Consider the following 16,316-nt stretch of genomic DNA (forward strand, 5'->3'; position numbering starts at 1 on the left):
TTAACCTACCTTGGAATTCCTGACTGAGCAAGAGTTGCTCCATTCTGGCTGCTGCAGTGCGGCTTTTTCACTTTAATCTTGCAGTGAAATAACTAAAAAACTTTGTTTTCCAATTACTTAAATTTTGTTTAGAAAATAAGCTTGCACCTATACTGTGTCTTGCCTAGTATCACTGTGTGTCGCACAGTGTGTGCTGCACAGTATAAGTGATATAGACAAAACAGGATTTTTTATGACCACTTCACAGCTGGACAAAATGCGACTGGAACTGCGCCGTGGTGTGCTGGTGCTGGCCGTGCTGGCCTCGTTGAAGCAGCGGCATTATGGCTACTCGCTTAGAAAGCAATTGCAGGATAGAGGCATAGACATAGACGAAGGCACTTTGTATCCGCTGGTGCGGCGTTTAGCGGAACAAGGTTTGCTGGACAGCGAATGGCAACAGGCGGAAGGGCGCGAGCGGCGTTATTACTTGTTGTCGGAGCAAGGCAAAGAGCTGTTGGCGCAGTTAACCGATGAATGGTTACAACTCAATTCGGCTTTGGGCCCTTTGTTAACACAAGATCAAAGCGGGGAGACAGAATAATGGAACTGGTTGAACGTTATGTCGCTGCTGTGCAGCGTGAATTACCTGAAACGAAAAGGCAGGAAATAGGCCGTGAGTTAAGTGCCAATATTATGGATCAACTGGATGCGCTCAAAGAGCAAAATGGCCAGTTGTCAGAAGATGATATAGCGGCTGTGCTGAAACAAATGGGCCGACCGGAAGCCGTGGCTAATCAGTTTGTGCCACCTAAAGCTTTAGTGGCAGCTGAAGATATGCCTTTGCTGAAGCATGTGTTGTATATGGTGTTGGGAGTGTTGTTTGTCGTACAACTGGTGGGTTCTACGACCCATTGGATGGGCAGCAGTGATGGCAATTTAATTCGCTTCTTAGTGCAGTTGGCTGCTGGTTTTATGGCAGACGCTTGTTTTGCTTTTACAGCTATAGTGCTGAGTTTTGCCGTTGTAAATAGCTCAGGAGACAGGGTAAGCCGCTGTGCAGGCAAAGACTGGTCGCCAAAACAGTTACCTAAAGCAGATTTGGGCTGGCAACACATCAGCATGACCGATGTATTTACTGATTTAGCCACCTGTTTATTTCTATTGATTGTCATTTGGCATCCGTTATGGATGAATCCTGAACAAATAGCGGATCGCAGTGTCATGTTTACAGCCGAGGCTCTGCTGATGATGCAATGGTTTAGCCCTGTGGTGGCCTTGTCAGTGCTGTGTAGTTTATGGCAATTACGCCAACGGATCTGGAACCGCAGTTTGTTGCTGGGCAACATTCTGGTGAACGCGACTTTTTCTGCATTTTTTGTCGCGCTGGCTGTGAGTGGTCCTTTGCTTCAGGCTGGCCCTGTTGAGCTGAAAAGCCTGTTTACCCTGTTACAGCTGGAGAAGGGCTTCACTTATGGGTTGCTGTTCACCGCATGTATTCCTGCATATGAAGCAATACGGGATTTGTTCAGGTTCAACAAGCTGAATTAAGTGCTACTCAGCGGTTGGGGGCTGTTGATTTCGTTTCACTGCACCCCCATAACATTTTCAGGCAATCCGCCTCTACCTTATTGAAGGTTTACCATGGCTTTACATCTTCCTGCTATCGTTACTTTACTGGCGCTTTTCTTGTTTTTATACAGTTGTCTGGCTGTGGGGATGGCACGGACAAAATATGGTGTTGCAGCTCCTGCGACTACAGGCAATCTGGATTTTGAGCGCATATTCCGGGTGCAAATGAATACGCTGGAACATCTGGTGTTGTTTTTACCTGCGCTTTGGTTATTCAGTGAATATGTCAGTCCGGTCTGGGCTGGCTTAGTGGGTTTGGTCTGGTTAGTGGGCCGTTTGTATTATGCGGTTAGCTATATCAAGGACGCGAAAAGCCGTGGTCCTGGTTTTATGATTGGTTTTGTTGCTTTGCTGGTGCTGATGATTGGCGCAGCTGTTGGTATTGTTTTGCGTATGATGGCTGGCTTATAACTCATGAGCAGCACATCCCTCGTTACCGAAGCAGAGCCTGATACTGAAGTTCAGGCTCCGGCCAAAAAAATTGGGCCGCTTTTTAGTTTAATTCCGTTTTTAACTCCTTACGCCAGCCGCTGGATCTTAACTTTTATCGCCTTAACAGTGGCAGCTGTGGCTACTCTTACCTTGCCTGTGGCTTTTCGTTATCTGATTGACGCTGGTTTTTCTACCGATCAGGCTGGTCATATCGATCAATACTTTCTGGCCTTATTTGGCCTTTCTGTGGTGTTGGCTGTAGCTACTGCGTTGCGGTTTTATTATGTGTCCTGGCTGGGCGAGCGGGTGACAGCAGACTTACGCAGTGCTGTCTATGGTCATGTGGTAAAAATGAGCCCGCAGTTTTTTGAACTGACCAAAACCGGCGAAGTGTTGTCGCGTTTAACCACAGACACCACCTTAATCCAGGCTGTGGTGGGCACCAGTTTGTCGATGGGCTTACGTAACACATTTTTGCTGGTTGGCGGATTGGTGATGCTCTTTGTCACCAGCGCCAAATTAGCGGCTTATATTCTGCTGACCTTAGTACTGGTGATTTTGCCGATTTTCTTATTTGGCCGCAAAGTCCGGAAGTTGTCGCGTGACAGTCAGGATCGTATTGCCGATGCCAGTGCTGTGGCAGGTGAAGTGTTAAATGCCATTCCAACAGTGCAATCGTACCGGCAGGAAGAGCGCGAAACTTTGCGTTTCAGCGATTCAGTAGAAACTGCTTTTACCACGGCTTTATCCCGTATTCGCGCCCGATCTATGCTGACTTTGGTCGCCATAGTCTTGGTGTTTGGTGCTATTTCTTTTGTGCTTTGGTTAGGTGCTCAGGCTGTACTGGCGAACGAAATGACAGGCGGCGAGTTATCGCAGTTTATTTTATATGCGGTACTCACAGCCGGAGCTATTGGCGCTATTGCCGAAGTATGGGGGGATTTACAACGTGCGGCCGGCGCTGCAGAGCGCTTAATGCAGCTGCTGAATGTGCAATCCCCAGTGGTAGAGCGAGCTGATCCTTTGCCTCTGGTGTTGCCTGAACATAATCTGGCTGGCACTGGTATTGAGTTTAACGGCGTTCATTTTAGTTACCCGTCGCGGCCTGATACTTTGGCCTTGCAGGATTTTTCGCTGCAGATTAAACCCGGTGAGCATATAGCTTTGGTTGGCCCTTCAGGCGCAGGCAAAACCACCTTGTTCCAGCTGTTGTTGCGCTTTTACGATCCACAACAAGGCCAGGTAAAATTTAATGGCATGGATTTAAAAGATCTGCGTTTAACCGATGCCCGTCAGCCTTTTGGCATAGTGCTGCAGGATACTGTGATTTTCGCGGGTTCAGTGCAGGATAATATTCGTTATGCACGGCCTGAAGCTTCAGAGCAAGAAGTACAAGATGCAGCGAAAATGGCAGCAGCCCACGACTTTATTCTGGCTTTACCTGAAGGCTACAACACTTATTTAGGCGAACGAGGTGTGCGTTTATCCGGTGGTCAACGCCAGCGTATTTCTATTGCACGAGCCATTTTAAGTAATCCTTCAGTATTATTGCTGGATGAAGCCACCAGCGCTTTAGATGCTGAAAGCGAACGACAAGTGCAACAAGCTTTGGATAATGCAGCACAAAACCGCACTACCTTGGTTATCGCGCACCGGCTGGCAACAGTCTTGGCGGCTGATCGTATTGTGGTATTGGAAGCTGGCCGTATTGTGGCTCAGGGCACTCATACAGAGCTATTGCAAAGCAGTGAACTCTACGCCCGTTTGGCAGCTTTGCAGTTTAGCCATTAGCGGGTATATATATTGATCACGAGCTTTGGTTTAAAGCCAGGGTTCCAGTTTGGTCACATAATCTGCTGGCAGCAGATGGCCACTGTCGAAGCGGAATAGCTTTTTGTCAGCGTTTGGCAAAGCATCAAACAGTTGTTGATTCTGTTTGATGCTGGCGTATTCGTCGTCATCTGCGGTGAAAAGCCACACCTGATTATCGGCAAGACCTGCCATCAGATTCAGTGGCGCAACCACTGCTGTGGTGCTGTTCATATAAGGCGGTACTATGGCAGCGACACTGTGGATGCGTGAATCGACTCCGGCCAACAGCAAACTGATTTGCGCGCCCATGCTGTCGCCTGCCAGTTTAATCTTGCTGCTATCAAGTTGGGGTTGTTGCACCAGCCAGTCCAGCAGCACACGGTGATCCCTAACTGTATCCACCAGCATGTGTTCATAAGGTTCACGTTCGCCCCACCAGTGCAAATTATCAATAATATCCGCGACTGTAATATTCGGATCTTTGCGTAAACCATGATGTCGCGCATCTATAGCCACTACCGCATAACCTTTAGCTAATGCCATAGCTGTAATTTTGTCGGTTTGCTCAAAGGTGGCGCGGTCTTTAAAACTGTCCTGCCACCAGCGAATTTGGCTACGCCCCATCGCATGAGCGCCAATGAGCACAGGAACCGGGCTTGTGATGGTTGTGAGATCTTGTGGGTAGTGGATACGGCCATTGACTCTGACTCCATCAAAGCTCTGATAGGTAAAATCAAAACTTTGTGGGTTGAGTTCTGTCAGACTCAGTTGCACCTGCTGCTCCATACTATAAGCGTAACGAGCGGCCAGTTGCTCCGTGCTCAGATTGTAAGGTTTTAAGCCAAACAGGCCATACCAAAGCGCCGCTATACCAGCGACAACAACGCCAATACTCAGCATGATCTTTTTTCCTTTTGTGAGTGGCATAGCCTTTTCCTGTTTTGTTTTTTCTTTATTACAAACAAAGATGTGGACCCCTGTCACACAGAATAAAGCAGCAAATGTCAAAACAATGTGAAATAGTCATGTGTTGTGAAGGGCTGGCAGTTTTTACCATCAAGCTTCACAAAATACTGCTAGAGTTAATGCAGTATCAGCTGTCGTTTTTGTTTTTGTGGTAGCGATTTATGGCTAAGTTTTTGTTCAGTTGCCTGCTATGGCTGGCCTGCTCTTTGGATGTTGCAGCACAGCATCCATTAAAGTTTTTGATGCCTGACTATCCGCCTTATACCTATCAGGTGAGCGGACAGAATCAGGGTATAGGCTATGAAGCAGTGGCAGCTATTATGGCGGATATTCAACAGCCATTTTCTGTGCAGTTAGTGCCGCACTTTGGTCATGCTATTAGCGATATGCAGCGGGGGGTAGCAGATGGCTTTTTTCTGGCAACTGAAAGTGCAGAACGTAATAAAGTGGCTGAGTTTTCAGAGCCGGTTTTAATGATTGAATGGACCTGGGTTTGGTTAAAACAACGCTCAGACTTAAACCCGGATTCAAGCCACTTTAAGCACAATGCTCAGGTATCAGCCCAATCCAACAGTAATATACACAGATGGTTAAAAGAGCATAACTATCAGGTGACAGCAGGAACTACCGATATCAGGGGCTTGTTGAATTTACTGAAATACAAAAGAGTGGACGCAATTTTGTTGCCAGAACTGACAGTGAAAACTTTACTGGCAGAACAGACTGTTGATGCTGACTTGTACAGCTTTCAGCAGGAAATTAATTTACCCTTCTCGATTTATATCAATAAAAATTACCTGAAAAAACACCCGGACTTTATGCAAAAACTGAACGCCGCTATTGGTCGTTATCAGGCCAGAACTCATGCTATACAGCCTGACTGATCAGTTAATCAACAGTGGTGGTGGCAGAACCCTGCGCCTTTTCATCTTGTGCTGTCTTTTTTGGCCTGCGGCATTAAACGCAGATGAAACCCTACGGATGGCGATGCCGGATTACCCACCTTACACCACTATTCAAAATGGTACCTATCAAGGTTTTGGTTATGAGGCTTTTGTCAGTATCATGGCCGATCTGCAGCAGAGTTTTACTATTGTGCCTGCGCCTAATTACGGCAGGGCGGTGAAGGATTTGCAAAATCAGCTGGTTGATGGTTTGTTTCTGGCTTCTGAAAACGAAGAACGTAATGCTGTGGCTGAGTTTTCTGAGGCGGTGTCTTACAGTGGCTGGACCTGGGTATGGTTAAAACAGCGTACAGAATTAAATCCTGCTTCGGCTGATTTCAAAAAAAACGCCATAGTTTCAGCTCAATTAAACAGTAATACTTATATATGGGTAGTGAAGCAGAACTACAAAATGGCAGGAGCTCCCAGCAATATCCGTATGTTATTTACCATGTTAAATTCCCGCAGGGTAGATGCTATTCTGTTGCCTGAACTGACGGCAAAAGCTGTGATGCAACAGGAAAAACTAGACCCTGATTTGTATTCTATGCATTTGGAAGTGCAGCTCCCTTTTGGCATTTATATCAGTAAAGCTTATATAGCCCGCAATCCGGATATTATGCCAAAATTAAATCAGGCTATTGTGCGCTACCACGAGCGTCAAAAGAACCCGGTCACTCATCCTCTTTATTAACTAAACAGCAATGGCTTTGTGCGCCTATTCTTCATTCAGTGCTGAAACTATTTGGTGATTCTTTCATCTGACTTCACTGCATTTGCCCTGATGGTTAAATTATTCTGAGATTCAGCCGCCAGTCAGGCAAATCAGACAATATGAATGGTTGCAAATCGGCCTTGTTCTCCTACAATGGCGCGGCAACTGGAGGGTGGTGATGAAATTTTCGGCAGTAATAGTGTTGGCTTTAACGGCCAATTCGGTGATGGCAACTGAATGGTGGCAAACCAAACAGGATCCAAATAATACCCAGGTGATAGCTTTGGGTAAAAAGCCTGTACTTTCTGTGGCAAACTGCCCGGAAGATACGGCGCTGCGTTATTACCTGAAAGCCGAAAAAATAGCTGCTCTGCAAAATACCTGGTATCAACAAGCCAGTGAAGAACCTCATACCGCTTTGTATCGCTGGATTTATGGCGCCACCTGGTTAGAGAGGTTAAATCAGGCGGTGTGGCCTGGTACTGAAGCTGTCGCCAAAGTGGCCTTCCCGGGCGAGATACAGCAACTGACGATGGAGTTTCCTCAGTCTGAACAAGACCATTTAGCCTTTGATGATGTGCTGGTATTTAATCTGCACTTTGCCGGTTTTACTGCCGATCATAAGCCTGATTTGCGTATTCATCTGGACAGGGATCTCAGCAGGGTGGCTGGTGTGGCAGATTTGGATCTGGCACTGAATCATCGCCTGGCAAACAATATTTGTGTGGTGCATAGCCTGAACCAACTGGCGCAGGACAAACAGGTTGAGCTGAAAATTAAAGGTAAAACAGTGCCACAGCTGAAAATCAGCTCAGAGGCTGTTGCCAGCCAGCTCTGTCTGGTAGAAATTCATCAGCAGCAGGCTGTAAAAGGTTCGCTGACATTACCTGTGACTCAGTGTTAACAGTCCAAAGGGGATTGTTATTTCCAGTACTGCTCCACAGTGATCTGCCCCGGATCGCGGCGTAAGTTCTTTTTCAGACCAAGGCTTTCCAGCACGGCTTTGGTTTCAGTAATCATTTGTGGATTACCGCATAATAAGACTTGAGACTGAAGATCCAGGCTTTGGCCACAGGCTGTTTGAAGTAAGCCGCTTTGGATCAAATCCGGAATACGTTGCTGCAAAGCGCCCACTGACTTTTCTCTGGTGACTACAGGCTGATAATGCAGTTGCTTGCCATACTTGTCCTGAAATTGCCGGATCAGCGGCTGATACACCAATTCAGCTTCAAAGCGCACACTGTGCAGCAGAATAATGGAAGAAAAACGTTGCCATGGGGTCTCTGTGCCCAACATCGACAGATAAGGCCCAATACCAGTGCCGGTGGAAATCAGCCAGAGGTTCTCGCCGTCAGGGACTTCATCCAGAATAAAAAATCCGCTGGCAGGTTGGCTGACTTGCACTGTATCGCCTGGTTTTAGCTGCTGCAGCAAAGGTGAAAGTAAACCATCAGCGACAGTGCTGACTAAAAACTCCTGCTCTTTGCTGCCTGGGCTATTGAGCAGCGAATAAGCACGTTGCGCCTTGCCATCTGCTGTATCCAAAGCCAACCGGACAAACTGACCGGCAATAAAGTCAAAGGGCTCTGTCTGTACTTTGATACTGAACAAAGTATCAGTCCAGTGCGTATTTGCTGTTACTGTACCCTTAAGCCACTGCGCCATAAGCTGTTTCCTGTCGGATTATTACCTGAGTCCAGACTAACAAAACTGCACTTTTATACAAGCAACTGTACTCTCAGGCTTTTTTCTGAGCAAAAAAAGCCCGGAATTCCGGGCTTGATGTGGTAATGTGCTTTTAGTTTGAACTGGTTTTGTATTGCTCAAACCAGGCCAGAATGTACTCCACTTTAGTGATCATCCGGCTGGGTTTATTGGCGATGCCATGAGGCGCGCCAGGAATACGCACCAGGGCTGTATCTACTTTGCGAATTTTTAAGGCCTGATAAAACTGCTCAGATTCACTGATGGGGGTACGTCTGTCATTTTCACCTGTCATCAACAGGGTTGGTGTGGTCACATTACCTACCAGCGACAAAGGCGAACGCTGCCAATAATGTTCAACATGCTCCCAAGGCACACCTGGGAATTGGTGAAAGGTCTGGTACAGGTAAGTATCGCCTGTCAGTACTTTACTCAACCAATTGATAATAGGTTTGACCACAGCCGCTGCTTTATAACGCTGAGTTAAACCCACAGCATAAGCTGTCGCTATACCACCAGCTGAACCACCAGCGATAAACAGGTTGTCTTTATCGACAAAACCCAGCTCAATCATCGCATTCACACCTGAATCATGGTCGGCATAGTCTTCAGGCGAGCTGTATTTTCCGTGCAACAACATGGCAAAACGTTCACCGTAGGATGAGCTGCCTCTGTGATTGTTGTAAAACACTACATAACCTTCGGTGGCAAAACGTTGCATCTCAGCGCTGAAATGTGGGCCATAAGCCAGATGTGGGCCGCCATGAATTTCCAGCATCATAGGGTATTTTTTAGTGGGATCAAAGTCTGGCGGTATAATGTACCAGCCCTGGATAGGCTCACCATCAAAAGAGGATTTGTAATTAATTTCATGCACTTGCCCAAGCTTTTTATGCCCCAGCAGATCTTCGTTTAACTGAGTTAAAGTGCGGGTTTTGCCGTTCACTACCACTGCCACATCGGCTGGGCGCTGGGCATTGCCCTGAGTAAAGGCAATAACTTCATTGGCGACACTGTATTCACCGCTTAAATAAGGTTGAGGTAAACCAGCGCCAGACACCTGATCCGTCAGTTGCTGCAGCTTGCCGGATAAAGACACAGATGACAGAGTGCGTTTGCCTTTGTCGTCAAACTGGATCACCAGACTGCTATTGTCCAGCCATTGTGGGTTTTCGACGTCACGATCCAACTCTTTGGTCAGATCTTTTATTTCACCTGAGCGCCAGTCCATCAGTTTCAGCTTGCCATTGGTGTAAGGCACTTTTTCATTGTTACCCCAGACAAAAGCCAGATACTTGCCATCGGGTGAAAACACTGCGGAGCTCTCCCTGCCAGCCATACTGGTCAGTTGTTTTAACTCGCTGCTGGCCAAAGTAAATTGATACAAATCGCTGTCGCGTGGCTGATATTCCCATTCTTTGTGAGTGTTGGCTGAAAAAACCAGCGCTTTACCGTCTGGTGTCCAGCTTAAATCTGAACCGTAATTTAAATCACCGCTGGTCAGTTGACGTTCTTTACCGCCAGTTGCAGGCAATACAAACAGATGGCGAAACTCTGACTTTAAAAAGCCCTGTCCGTCGGCCTGATACTGAGCCCGTTCAATGAGAACAGCTGGCTCTGACCATTTAGCACCTTCTGGTTTTTTCGGCATTTTGGTGGCTTTGGCAAGCTTAGTCGGCTGAGCCGGCACATTCATGGTAAATGCCAGATGTTCGCCATCTGGCGACCAGCTTAAGTTACCAGGGCTTTTTGGCAGTTGGCTGACTAAAGCAGTTTTGTTTTCTTTGAGGTAATGCACATGGATTTGGCGAGAGCCGGAGCGGTCCGAAATAAAGGCAATACGACTGCCATCTTCAGACCAGCGTGGGCTGCCATAGTTAAACTGATCAACAAATAAAGGGCTTTGGCGACCGGTTTTTACGTCCAGCAGCCATAAACTGCTGTGGGTGCCATCTGTCATAATATCGTTACTGTTACGCACATACACAACTTGTTTGCCGTCTGGTGACACTTGCGGATCGTTGGCATATTCCAGCGCAAAAATATCTTCAGACTGAAAATAGGGGCTGGTGGCAGCTGAAGCTAAAACAGGTGCGGTACAGAGTAAAGTGACACTGGCAATGCAGGAATAAATAAAGGGCGCAAAGGCCACGGGCTTTTTCATCGGTAAACCTCTTCTGATAAGACAGCGACTAAACTAACCTGCATTGCTCTGCTGCACAATTTAGCAGCGACCAAAACCTGAATTTAAGCGTTTAGTTTGCCTGCTTATTTAGCCTGGAGCCAGTAACTACGGCGCTGGCAGCTGGATTTTACCCCTCATTTTGTTTACACTGGCGCCACCCTTCTTTTGGTTTGTAGTCTCTTATGTCGTTAAAAAGTTTGAGTGTTTTGGCCCTCCTTCTTGTTGGTTTAACCGCCTGTAGTCAACCCGATCCGATACAACGTATTTCAGGCCCTGCCCAGGGATCCAGCTTTACAGTCAGTTTCTGGACAGAGCAGGGTATCGACAAAAGTGCTTTGGAGAAGCAACTAAAAAAGGAACTGGATCGTATCGATCTGCTGATGTCTAACTACAGACCAGACTCTGTCATTGAGGCCTTTAATGCTCAGCAAAGCGACGAGCTGGTAGAAGTAGGGGAAGAACTGGTGCTGATGGTGGATATTGCCAAACAAATATCGGCTCACAGTGAAGGTTGTTACGACTTAACGGTAAAACCCTATTTTGAGCTGTGGGGTTTTCGGGGTGATCAATTAACCAAACCCAGTGCTGAGCAAATTCAGACATTGAAACAAACCATTGGTTTAGACAAGGTAAGCAGTGACGGCAGCCGTCTGGTGAAACATAGTCCGGGTTTAAGAGTGGATGTATCCTCTATAGCTCAGGGTTATACAGTAGGCCAACTGGCAAAAATTCTCGATAAAGCCGGCATTCAGAATTATCTGGTGGAAGTAGGGGGCGAGCTGGTCAGTAAAGGCAAAAAGCCGGAAGCTAAAGCCTGGCGTGTCGCTATTGAAAAGCCTTTACCTGATTCACAAAAACTACAAAAAATCATCAGTGTGCAGCAAGACGAGCCTTTATCTATTATGACCTCCGGCACTTATCGCCATTTTTATGATCTGGATGGTGTACGCTACAGTCATGTACTGGATGCCCGCACTGGCACCCCTGTCACCCACAATACGGTGTCTACCACTATTTTGATACCTGACCCAACCTGGGGTGATGCCTGGTCTACCGCCTTTTTGTGTATGGGCAGCGAGCAGGGACTAAAAGTGGCAGATGAACTGAAGTTGCCTGTGTTATTTATTGATCAGCAAGGTGCTGATTTTATTGAAAAACCAAGCCAGGCCTTAACTGAAGCTCTAGCTTCAGGTACTGCCTTCAGCTTCGTGGAGTAAAACCTGATGGCGCAAGGATGGGATAAAGACAAGCTGCAGCAGTTGCGTTTAAAGGGCAATGATTTTTTAACTTTGTATTTTAGACGTTGCCAGCACGACCAAATCAATGTGATTGGTGGTTATCTGGCTTATATCTCGTTATTGTCCCTGGTGCCTTTTATTGCTGTGATGTTTTCGGTGATGGGCGCTTTCCCAATGTTTGGGGAATTACGCGACCAGCTTGAGGCTTTTTTATATGCCAATGTAGCACCGGCGAAAGGCGATGATTTACGTCTATATATTGCTGGTTTTGTTGAAAATATTGGCAAAATGACGGCTGTAGGTATTGGCGCTTTGGTACTGGTGGCTTTAATGCTGATCCACAATATCGACAAAACCATCAACAGCATATTCCGTATTAAAAAACGGCCCAGACTTATTATTTCGTTTTCGATTTACTGGATGGTGCTGACCTTTGGGCCTATTTTGCTTGGGGCATCCATTGCTGTCACTTCTTATATTCTGTCTTTTTCCAGCCTGGCTGACGGCTACACTCCGGGGTTAAGCAGCGTACTACTGGCACTGACACCTTATGTGTTTTCTATTTTGGCTTTTTTCCTGCTGTATCTGGTAGTGCCTAATGCCAAAGTGCAGTATCACCATGCATTGATTGGCGCAGTAACCGCCAGCGTCATGTTTGAATTGTTAAAGAAAGGTTTTGCTCTTTATATCACTCATTTTCCATCCTATCAGGCCATTTATGGCGCCTTGGCTTTAGTGCCGATTTTGTTTTTGTGGATTTATCTGGTGTGGCTGGTGGTGTTGTTAGGGGCAGAGTTAACGGCTTTGCTGGAAGAACGTTATCTGCAAGCTGCTTCGGAAGCAGAGAAAGCAGCTGAAAAGGACACCACAGCATGAATACTGCTACTGCTATAGACGCTTTTTCGACTCAATGGCTGGACACTGCAGATGGACAGCAAATTTATCTGGAACAAAGTGGTAACCCGCAAGGCATTCCGGTGATTTATTGCCATGGTGGGCCTGGAGGTGGCAGTTCACCTTTTCATCGCCAGCTGTTTGATCCGGCTTTGTACCACATTATTATTTTTGACCAGAGAGGTTGTGGTTTATCCACTCCTGCTTTGCAACTGGAAAACAACAGCACTGGGCATTTGATTACCGACATGGAGCAAATTCGTCAGCATTTGCACATACAACGTTGGGTAGTCGCAGGTGGATCCTGGGGCAGCTCTTTGGCTTTGGCTTATGGACAGGCTTATCCGGACCGTTGTTTGGGTTTTATCTTACGTGGCATTTTCCTTGGCCGTAAGCAGGACATCGATTGGTTGTACCGGGCTGGTTTTGGTGCCAGTCAGGTTTTTCCTGATTATTATCAGGACTTTATTAAACCAGTGGCGCAGCTGTCACATCTGGATATTCTGCAGGCTTATCAGTTGCAGTTGCATCATCAAGACGAAAGCATCCGACTGGAGGCCGCTTTAGCCTGGAGTATCTGGGAATCGCGCATTGCTACTTTGCTACCTAATGAATTTTCCAGAGGCGGCGACATGGATGCCCGGTCGGCTTTAGCTTTAGCCTTAATTGAACATCATTATTTTCAGCATCAGTGTTTTTTTGAAACCGATCAATTGCTTAATCACATACATAAAATCAGTCATTTACCTTGTCAGATAGTGCATGGTCGTTATGACATGGTATGCAAAGCAGAAAATGCCTTTAGTCTGGCTTCGCTTTGGCCTGGTGCAGAATTAAATTGGGTGGTCGATGCGGGGCATTCAGCGTCTGAAGTTGGGATCCGCAGCGCCTTGTATCAGGCCAGTCTCGTGATGGCGGATGTGTTGCAGACTGTGGAAGTAGAGGCTCTATGAAAGCTTTGATCCAGCGGGTCAGCTCTGCCAGTGTGACTGTCGATCAACAACTGGTTGGTGCCATCCATACCGGCTTATTGGTGTTACTTGGTGTAGAAAAAGACGATACAGAATTACAGTTAAAAAAGCTGGCTGATAAAGTGCTGAAATACAGAGTGTTTTCCGATGAAAACGGCAAAATGAATCTGAATGTGCAGCAAGCGGGTGGCGCCTTGTTGGTGGTATCGCAATTTACCTTAGCCGCAGACACAAATTCAGGCTTAAGACCCAGTTTCTCCACTGCTGCTGTGCCTGATACGGCGATGAAGCTGTATCAGGACTTTGTCGCTTATTGCAGAAGCTGTGGTATTGAGGTCGCTACAGGGCAGTTTGGCGCCGATATGCAGGTGGCTCTGGTGAACAATGGTCCTGTCACTTTTCTGCTTGAGACTTAATCTCGTACAACAGATTCAGATAACCCTCTATGTGATGGCACTGATAACTACGTTTCGTCAGTAAGGCTTCCAGTTGTTGCTGATATTCAGGTTGCGACAAATTAATCAAAATAGTTCCGCTTTGCTCTACTATCTTTTGCATCGTCTGCTGCCAGCCGTCAAAAAGCGGATAAATATCCCAGAGTACAAAAGACCATTGCTCAGTCCTGTGCTGAAGAAAATCCTGAGCAGGCAGGGCTATTAACTCCTCCTTGCCATTCAGGCAAAAAAAACGCTGATAGGCATCAATCACTGTCTGATTCAGCTCCACTGTAACCAGTTGAGTGTTGGGCAACACAGTGCTGATAAAACGATTGATATCGCCACCACCCAATCCCAGCTGTAATACAGACGCAGGTTTTAGCTGTTGCAGGGCACGTAAAATGGGCACTAAATGCGGCGAAAGTGTCGCAGCTGGTGCTAATTGGTTCATCTTACTTTGCATTATGCCATCCAGATAAAGGCATAAAAAAGGACCTTCTTCAGTTAGTTCCAGCCGGGGCGGACCCGCTTGAAACCAGACTAACTGTTGTATAGCGTCAGGTTTTTGTTCCACAATACCCTCAAATCAACTGACTACAGGACGACGATGTGAACTGGCAGCTTAGCGCCCCACAAACTGAAGCTCAATGGTTAGCTTATTATCAATTGCGCTGGCAGGTATTAAGAGCCCCCTGGGATCAACCTAAAGGCTCAGAGCAGGACGAGTCAGAAGCAGTGTCTTTTCACCGTATGGTCTGCACCGAAGAAGGCGAGGTGGTGGCTGTTGGCCGTTTGCATAAAGTAGATGAGCAGACTGCTCAGGTACGTTATATGGCGGTGTCGGATCAATGGCAGGGCCATGGTTTAGGCGCTATGGTACTGCAGCAGTTAGAGCAGGTGGCGCTGGAGCAGGGCATGCAGCGTATTATTCTGAATGCCCGCGATACAGCTTCAGGTTTTTATCAAAAAGCAGGCTACAGCTACCTTGAGCCCGCCAATTCGCTATTTGGTATAGCTCATCATCGTTATGTCAAAACCTTAGGCTTTTCTGCTTCAACTGATTTGCTACAACAATGGCGACCGGAATTGCAGCGCACCTTCTGGCAAAAAATTCCGTTGTCCGCTTATATGCAATTGCAGGTGCAGTCGGTGGATCAACATCAGATCTGTTGTGTCGCGCCTTTAGATCCCAATATAAACTTACATCACACCATGTTTGCCGGCAGTATTTATACCCTGGGCACCTTAACGGGGTGGGGTATGGTCTGGTTGTTATTAAAAGATCAGCAACTGGATGGAGATATTGTATTGGCTGATGCACATATCCGTTATCTAAAACCTGTGACCGGCACTGCTGAAGGCCGTTGCTGGCGACATCAGTGCGCACCAGACTTTTCTGCTTTGCATCAACAACGTAAAGCCAGATTGGATATCAAAGTGGGTATTTTTTGTGATGATAGACAAGTGGCTGTTTTTGAGGGGCGTTTTGCGGTAATACCAAAAAAATAGCCGTAGGGGCTTGTCCCCGCCCGTCTAAAATTCCAATCCAGTGCTCAACAGAGCTTGTCCCATCCCGTCTTTAGCTCTATAAAGCAGTATTTTTATATTGAGATATGTCAAGCAAATATCAGGCTTAATTCAGGTAAAAGCTCCTGACAGATTTGATACTACAGTCATCAAGTCCGTCAGGAGTGCCACTAATGAATAATAAATGGTTGATCAGCTCATGTGTTGCGACAGCCGCAGGAATAGTTGCAGGCGCAACCTACCTGCTATTTTCTGAGTATTCAGTTTTATCCGGCAGCCAAAACTGGGTGTTAAGCTCCACCTGGTCCAGTGCCATGTTATGGCTTTTTGTTTCTATGTTCCTGCTGGCCTTGTTGTTTAACATTCTGGCCTTTCTGGAACTGGAACGTCAGGAAGAAGTGCTGAATCCAATGTGGTGGCCACAAGGTAATAAGCTTGCACGGCAACAGCAACAGTTTAAAGAAAACACTCAACTTTTATTGCAGTTTTTTGGCCGCGAGATGGAATCGCTGGAAGACTGTGATTCCCACTTTTTAGTGCGTCGCCAGCAGCAGGCTTTATTGCTTTATATTCAACCTGAATTAGATCAGGCTTTAACTGTGGCTCAGGTTCGTTCTGTATTTCAACAAATGTTATCGCTCAACTGCCAACGTGGTTTGATTGTCTGCTATCACAAAATTAACAGTCAGGTGCGGCTCTTTGCGGCTGAAGCAGGTATAGAACTTTTTGACCAGCAACGTTTGAAAAAATACATGAATGCTGAAAGTTTCGACCAATTAGCGCTGATATAAGGCTGTTATCACGCTATATAAAGCTTCCATCATGTTTTTTTTGCCAAATTTGTCATGATGATCAGGCGTTTACGAATGTTAGACATGGA

The 16,316-nt window shown here is 46.6% G+C and carries 17 protein-coding genes; 13 read left to right on the forward strand and 4 right to left on the reverse strand.

Annotation, left to right across the window (positions count from 1 at the left end; translation table 11 throughout):
- The first annotated feature begins 232 nt into the window (after positions 1-232).
- The 4 genes from J2W69_RS06680 to J2W69_RS06695 all read left to right on the forward strand — a co-directional run bounded on the left by J2W69_RS06680 (position 233) and on the right by J2W69_RS06695 (position 3,834).
- A complete protein-coding gene (locus J2W69_RS06680) occupies positions 233-583 on the forward strand; it encodes a PadR family transcriptional regulator (protein ID WP_008899139.1) in 351 nt (116 codons plus the stop codon).
- Positions 583-1,530 (forward strand): HAAS signaling domain-containing protein, encoded by a 948-nt coding sequence (locus J2W69_RS06685; protein WP_310275852.1) that lies wholly within the window; start codon positions 583-585, stop codon positions 1,528-1,530. Before J2W69_RS06680 ends, J2W69_RS06685 begins: the two co-directional genes overlap by 1 nt.
- 93 nt (positions 1,531-1,623) lie before the next feature.
- Positions 1,624-2,022 (forward strand): MAPEG family protein, encoded by a 399-nt coding sequence (locus J2W69_RS06690; protein ID WP_310275853.1) that lies wholly within the window; start codon positions 1,624-1,626, stop codon positions 2,020-2,022.
- Positions 2,023-2,025: 3 nt separating this feature from the next.
- The gene (locus tag J2W69_RS06695; RefSeq protein ID WP_310275855.1) at positions 2,026-3,834 is read left to right on the forward strand and encodes an ABC transporter transmembrane domain-containing protein; all 1,809 of its coding nucleotides are present in this window, start codon (positions 2,026-2,028) and stop codon (positions 3,832-3,834) included.
- Between the two features lie 30 nt (positions 3,835-3,864).
- On the opposite strand, the gene J2W69_RS06700 is transcribed toward J2W69_RS06695, so the two are convergent.
- Positions 3,865-4,782: an alpha/beta hydrolase family protein gene (locus J2W69_RS06700; RefSeq protein ID WP_310275858.1), complete on the reverse strand. Its 918-nt coding sequence runs from the start codon at positions 4,780-4,782 to the stop codon at positions 3,865-3,867.
- A gap of 200 nt (positions 4,783-4,982) precedes the next feature.
- On the opposite strand from J2W69_RS06700, the gene J2W69_RS06705 reads away from it, so the two are divergent.
- The 3 genes from J2W69_RS06705 to J2W69_RS06715 all read left to right on the forward strand — a co-directional run bounded on the left by J2W69_RS06705 (position 4,983) and on the right by J2W69_RS06715 (position 7,384).
- Complete coding sequence (locus tag J2W69_RS06705) at positions 4,983-5,705, forward strand: substrate-binding periplasmic protein (protein ID WP_310275860.1); 723 nt, start codon at positions 4,983-4,985, stop codon at positions 5,703-5,705.
- A gap of 103 nt (positions 5,706-5,808) precedes the next feature.
- Positions 5,809-6,459, forward strand: a complete 651-nt coding sequence (locus tag J2W69_RS06710; protein WP_310275863.1) for a substrate-binding periplasmic protein — start codon at positions 5,809-5,811, stop codon at positions 6,457-6,459.
- A 199-nt stretch (positions 6,460-6,658) separates the two neighbouring features.
- Positions 6,659-7,384: a hypothetical protein gene (locus J2W69_RS06715; RefSeq protein WP_310275865.1), complete on the forward strand. Its 726-nt coding sequence runs from the start codon at positions 6,659-6,661 to the stop codon at positions 7,382-7,384.
- A gap of 17 nt (positions 7,385-7,401) precedes the next feature.
- Here J2W69_RS06715 and J2W69_RS06720 read toward each other — a convergent pair whose 3' ends face one another.
- Together J2W69_RS06720 and J2W69_RS06725 are read right to left on the reverse strand one after the other, a co-directional pair.
- Positions 7,402-8,145: a ferredoxin--NADP reductase gene (locus tag J2W69_RS06720; RefSeq protein WP_310275867.1), complete on the reverse strand. Its 744-nt coding sequence runs from the start codon at positions 8,143-8,145 to the stop codon at positions 7,402-7,404.
- A 133-nt stretch (positions 8,146-8,278) separates the two neighbouring features.
- Entirely contained in the window at positions 8,279-10,348 is a 2,070-nt protein-coding gene (locus J2W69_RS06725) for a S9 family peptidase (RefSeq protein WP_310275869.1), read from the reverse strand.
- Positions 10,349-10,551: 203 nt separating this feature from the next.
- On the opposite strand from J2W69_RS06725, the gene J2W69_RS06730 reads away from it, so the two are divergent.
- Genes J2W69_RS06730 through dtd form a run of 4 tightly spaced genes read left to right on the forward strand, consistent with a single transcriptional unit; the run spans position 10,552 to position 13,888 of the window.
- The gene (locus J2W69_RS06730; RefSeq protein ID WP_310275871.1) at positions 10,552-11,586 is read left to right on the forward strand and encodes an FAD:protein FMN transferase; all 1,035 of its coding nucleotides are present in this window, start codon (positions 10,552-10,554) and stop codon (positions 11,584-11,586) included.
- A 6-nt stretch (positions 11,587-11,592) separates the two neighbouring features.
- Entirely contained in the window at positions 11,593-12,483 is an 891-nt protein-coding gene (locus J2W69_RS06735) for a virulence factor BrkB family protein (RefSeq protein WP_310275873.1), read from the forward strand.
- Positions 12,480-13,454 carry a prolyl aminopeptidase gene (gene pip, locus J2W69_RS06740; RefSeq protein WP_310275875.1) on the forward strand — a complete coding sequence of 325 codons (975 nt, stop codon included), beginning with the start codon at positions 12,480-12,482 and terminating at the stop codon, positions 13,452-13,454. Before J2W69_RS06735 ends, pip begins: the two co-directional genes overlap by 4 nt.
- Positions 13,451-13,888 (forward strand): D-aminoacyl-tRNA deacylase, encoded by a 438-nt coding sequence (gene dtd / locus J2W69_RS06745; RefSeq protein WP_310275877.1) that lies wholly within the window; start codon positions 13,451-13,453, stop codon positions 13,886-13,888. The genes pip and dtd overlap by 4 nt, the downstream gene beginning before the upstream one ends.
- Here dtd and J2W69_RS06750 read toward each other — a convergent pair.
- Positions 13,866-14,483, reverse strand: a complete 618-nt coding sequence (locus tag J2W69_RS06750; protein WP_310275879.1) for a class I SAM-dependent methyltransferase — start codon at positions 14,481-14,483, stop codon at positions 13,866-13,868. The two genes, dtd and J2W69_RS06750, sit on opposite strands and share 23 nt — an antisense overlap.
- A 35-nt stretch (positions 14,484-14,518) precedes the next feature.
- Here J2W69_RS06750 and J2W69_RS06755 point away from each other — a divergent pair, with 35 nt between their 5' ends.
- Positions 14,519-15,418 (forward strand): bifunctional GNAT family N-acetyltransferase/hotdog fold thioesterase, encoded by a 900-nt coding sequence (locus J2W69_RS06755; protein WP_310275881.1) that lies wholly within the window; start codon positions 14,519-14,521, stop codon positions 15,416-15,418.
- 191 nt (positions 15,419-15,609) lie between these two features.
- A complete protein-coding gene (locus J2W69_RS06760; RefSeq protein WP_310275883.1) occupies positions 15,610-16,227 on the forward strand; it encodes a restriction endonuclease in 618 nt (205 codons plus the stop codon).
- The last annotated feature ends 89 nt before the right edge of the window (positions 16,228-16,316 follow it).

The organism is Rheinheimera soli, assembly GCF_031457405.1.
Taxonomy (GTDB): Bacteria; Pseudomonadota; Gammaproteobacteria; order Enterobacterales; family Alteromonadaceae; genus Pararheinheimera; species Pararheinheimera soli_A.

Bases quoted from the DNA above. Each gene is read 5' to 3' on its own strand.
- J2W69_RS06695 (WP_310275855.1), top strand. From the start codon at position 2,026: ATGAGCAGCACATCCCTCGTTACCGAAGCAGAGCCTGATACTGAAGTT.
- J2W69_RS06690 (WP_310275853.1), top strand. From the start codon at position 1,624: ATGGCTTTACATCTTCCTGCTATCGTTACTTTACTGGCGCTTTTCTTG.
- J2W69_RS06680 (WP_008899139.1), top strand. From the start codon at position 233: ATGACCACTTCACAGCTGGACAAAATGCGACTGGAACTGCGCCGTGGT.
- J2W69_RS06735 (WP_310275873.1), top strand. From the start codon at position 11,593: ATGGCGCAAGGATGGGATAAAGACAAGCTGCAGCAGTTGCGTTTAAAG.
- J2W69_RS06725 (WP_310275869.1), bottom strand. From the start codon at position 10,348: ATGAAAAAGCCCGTGGCCTTTGCGCCCTTTATTTATTCCTGCATTGCC.
- J2W69_RS06710 (WP_310275863.1), top strand. From the start codon at position 5,809: ATGCCGGATTACCCACCTTACACCACTATTCAAAATGGTACCTATCAA.
- J2W69_RS06685 (WP_310275852.1), top strand. From the start codon at position 583: ATGGAACTGGTTGAACGTTATGTCGCTGCTGTGCAGCGTGAATTACCT.
- J2W69_RS06720 (WP_310275867.1), bottom strand. From the start codon at position 8,145: ATGGCGCAGTGGCTTAAGGGTACAGTAACAGCAAATACGCACTGGACT.
- J2W69_RS06760 (WP_310275883.1), top strand. From the start codon at position 15,610: ATGAATAATAAATGGTTGATCAGCTCATGTGTTGCGACAGCCGCAGGA.
- dtd (WP_310275877.1), top strand. From the start codon at position 13,451: ATGAAAGCTTTGATCCAGCGGGTCAGCTCTGCCAGTGTGACTGTCGAT.
- J2W69_RS06730 (WP_310275871.1), top strand. From the start codon at position 10,552: ATGTCGTTAAAAAGTTTGAGTGTTTTGGCCCTCCTTCTTGTTGGTTTA.
- pip (WP_310275875.1), top strand. From the start codon at position 12,480: ATGAATACTGCTACTGCTATAGACGCTTTTTCGACTCAATGGCTGGAC.
- J2W69_RS06705 (WP_310275860.1), top strand. From the start codon at position 4,983: ATGGCTAAGTTTTTGTTCAGTTGCCTGCTATGGCTGGCCTGCTCTTTG.
- J2W69_RS06715 (WP_310275865.1), top strand. From the start codon at position 6,659: ATGAAATTTTCGGCAGTAATAGTGTTGGCTTTAACGGCCAATTCGGTG.
- J2W69_RS06700 (WP_310275858.1), bottom strand. From the start codon at position 4,782: ATGCCACTCACAAAAGGAAAAAAGATCATGCTGAGTATTGGCGTTGTT.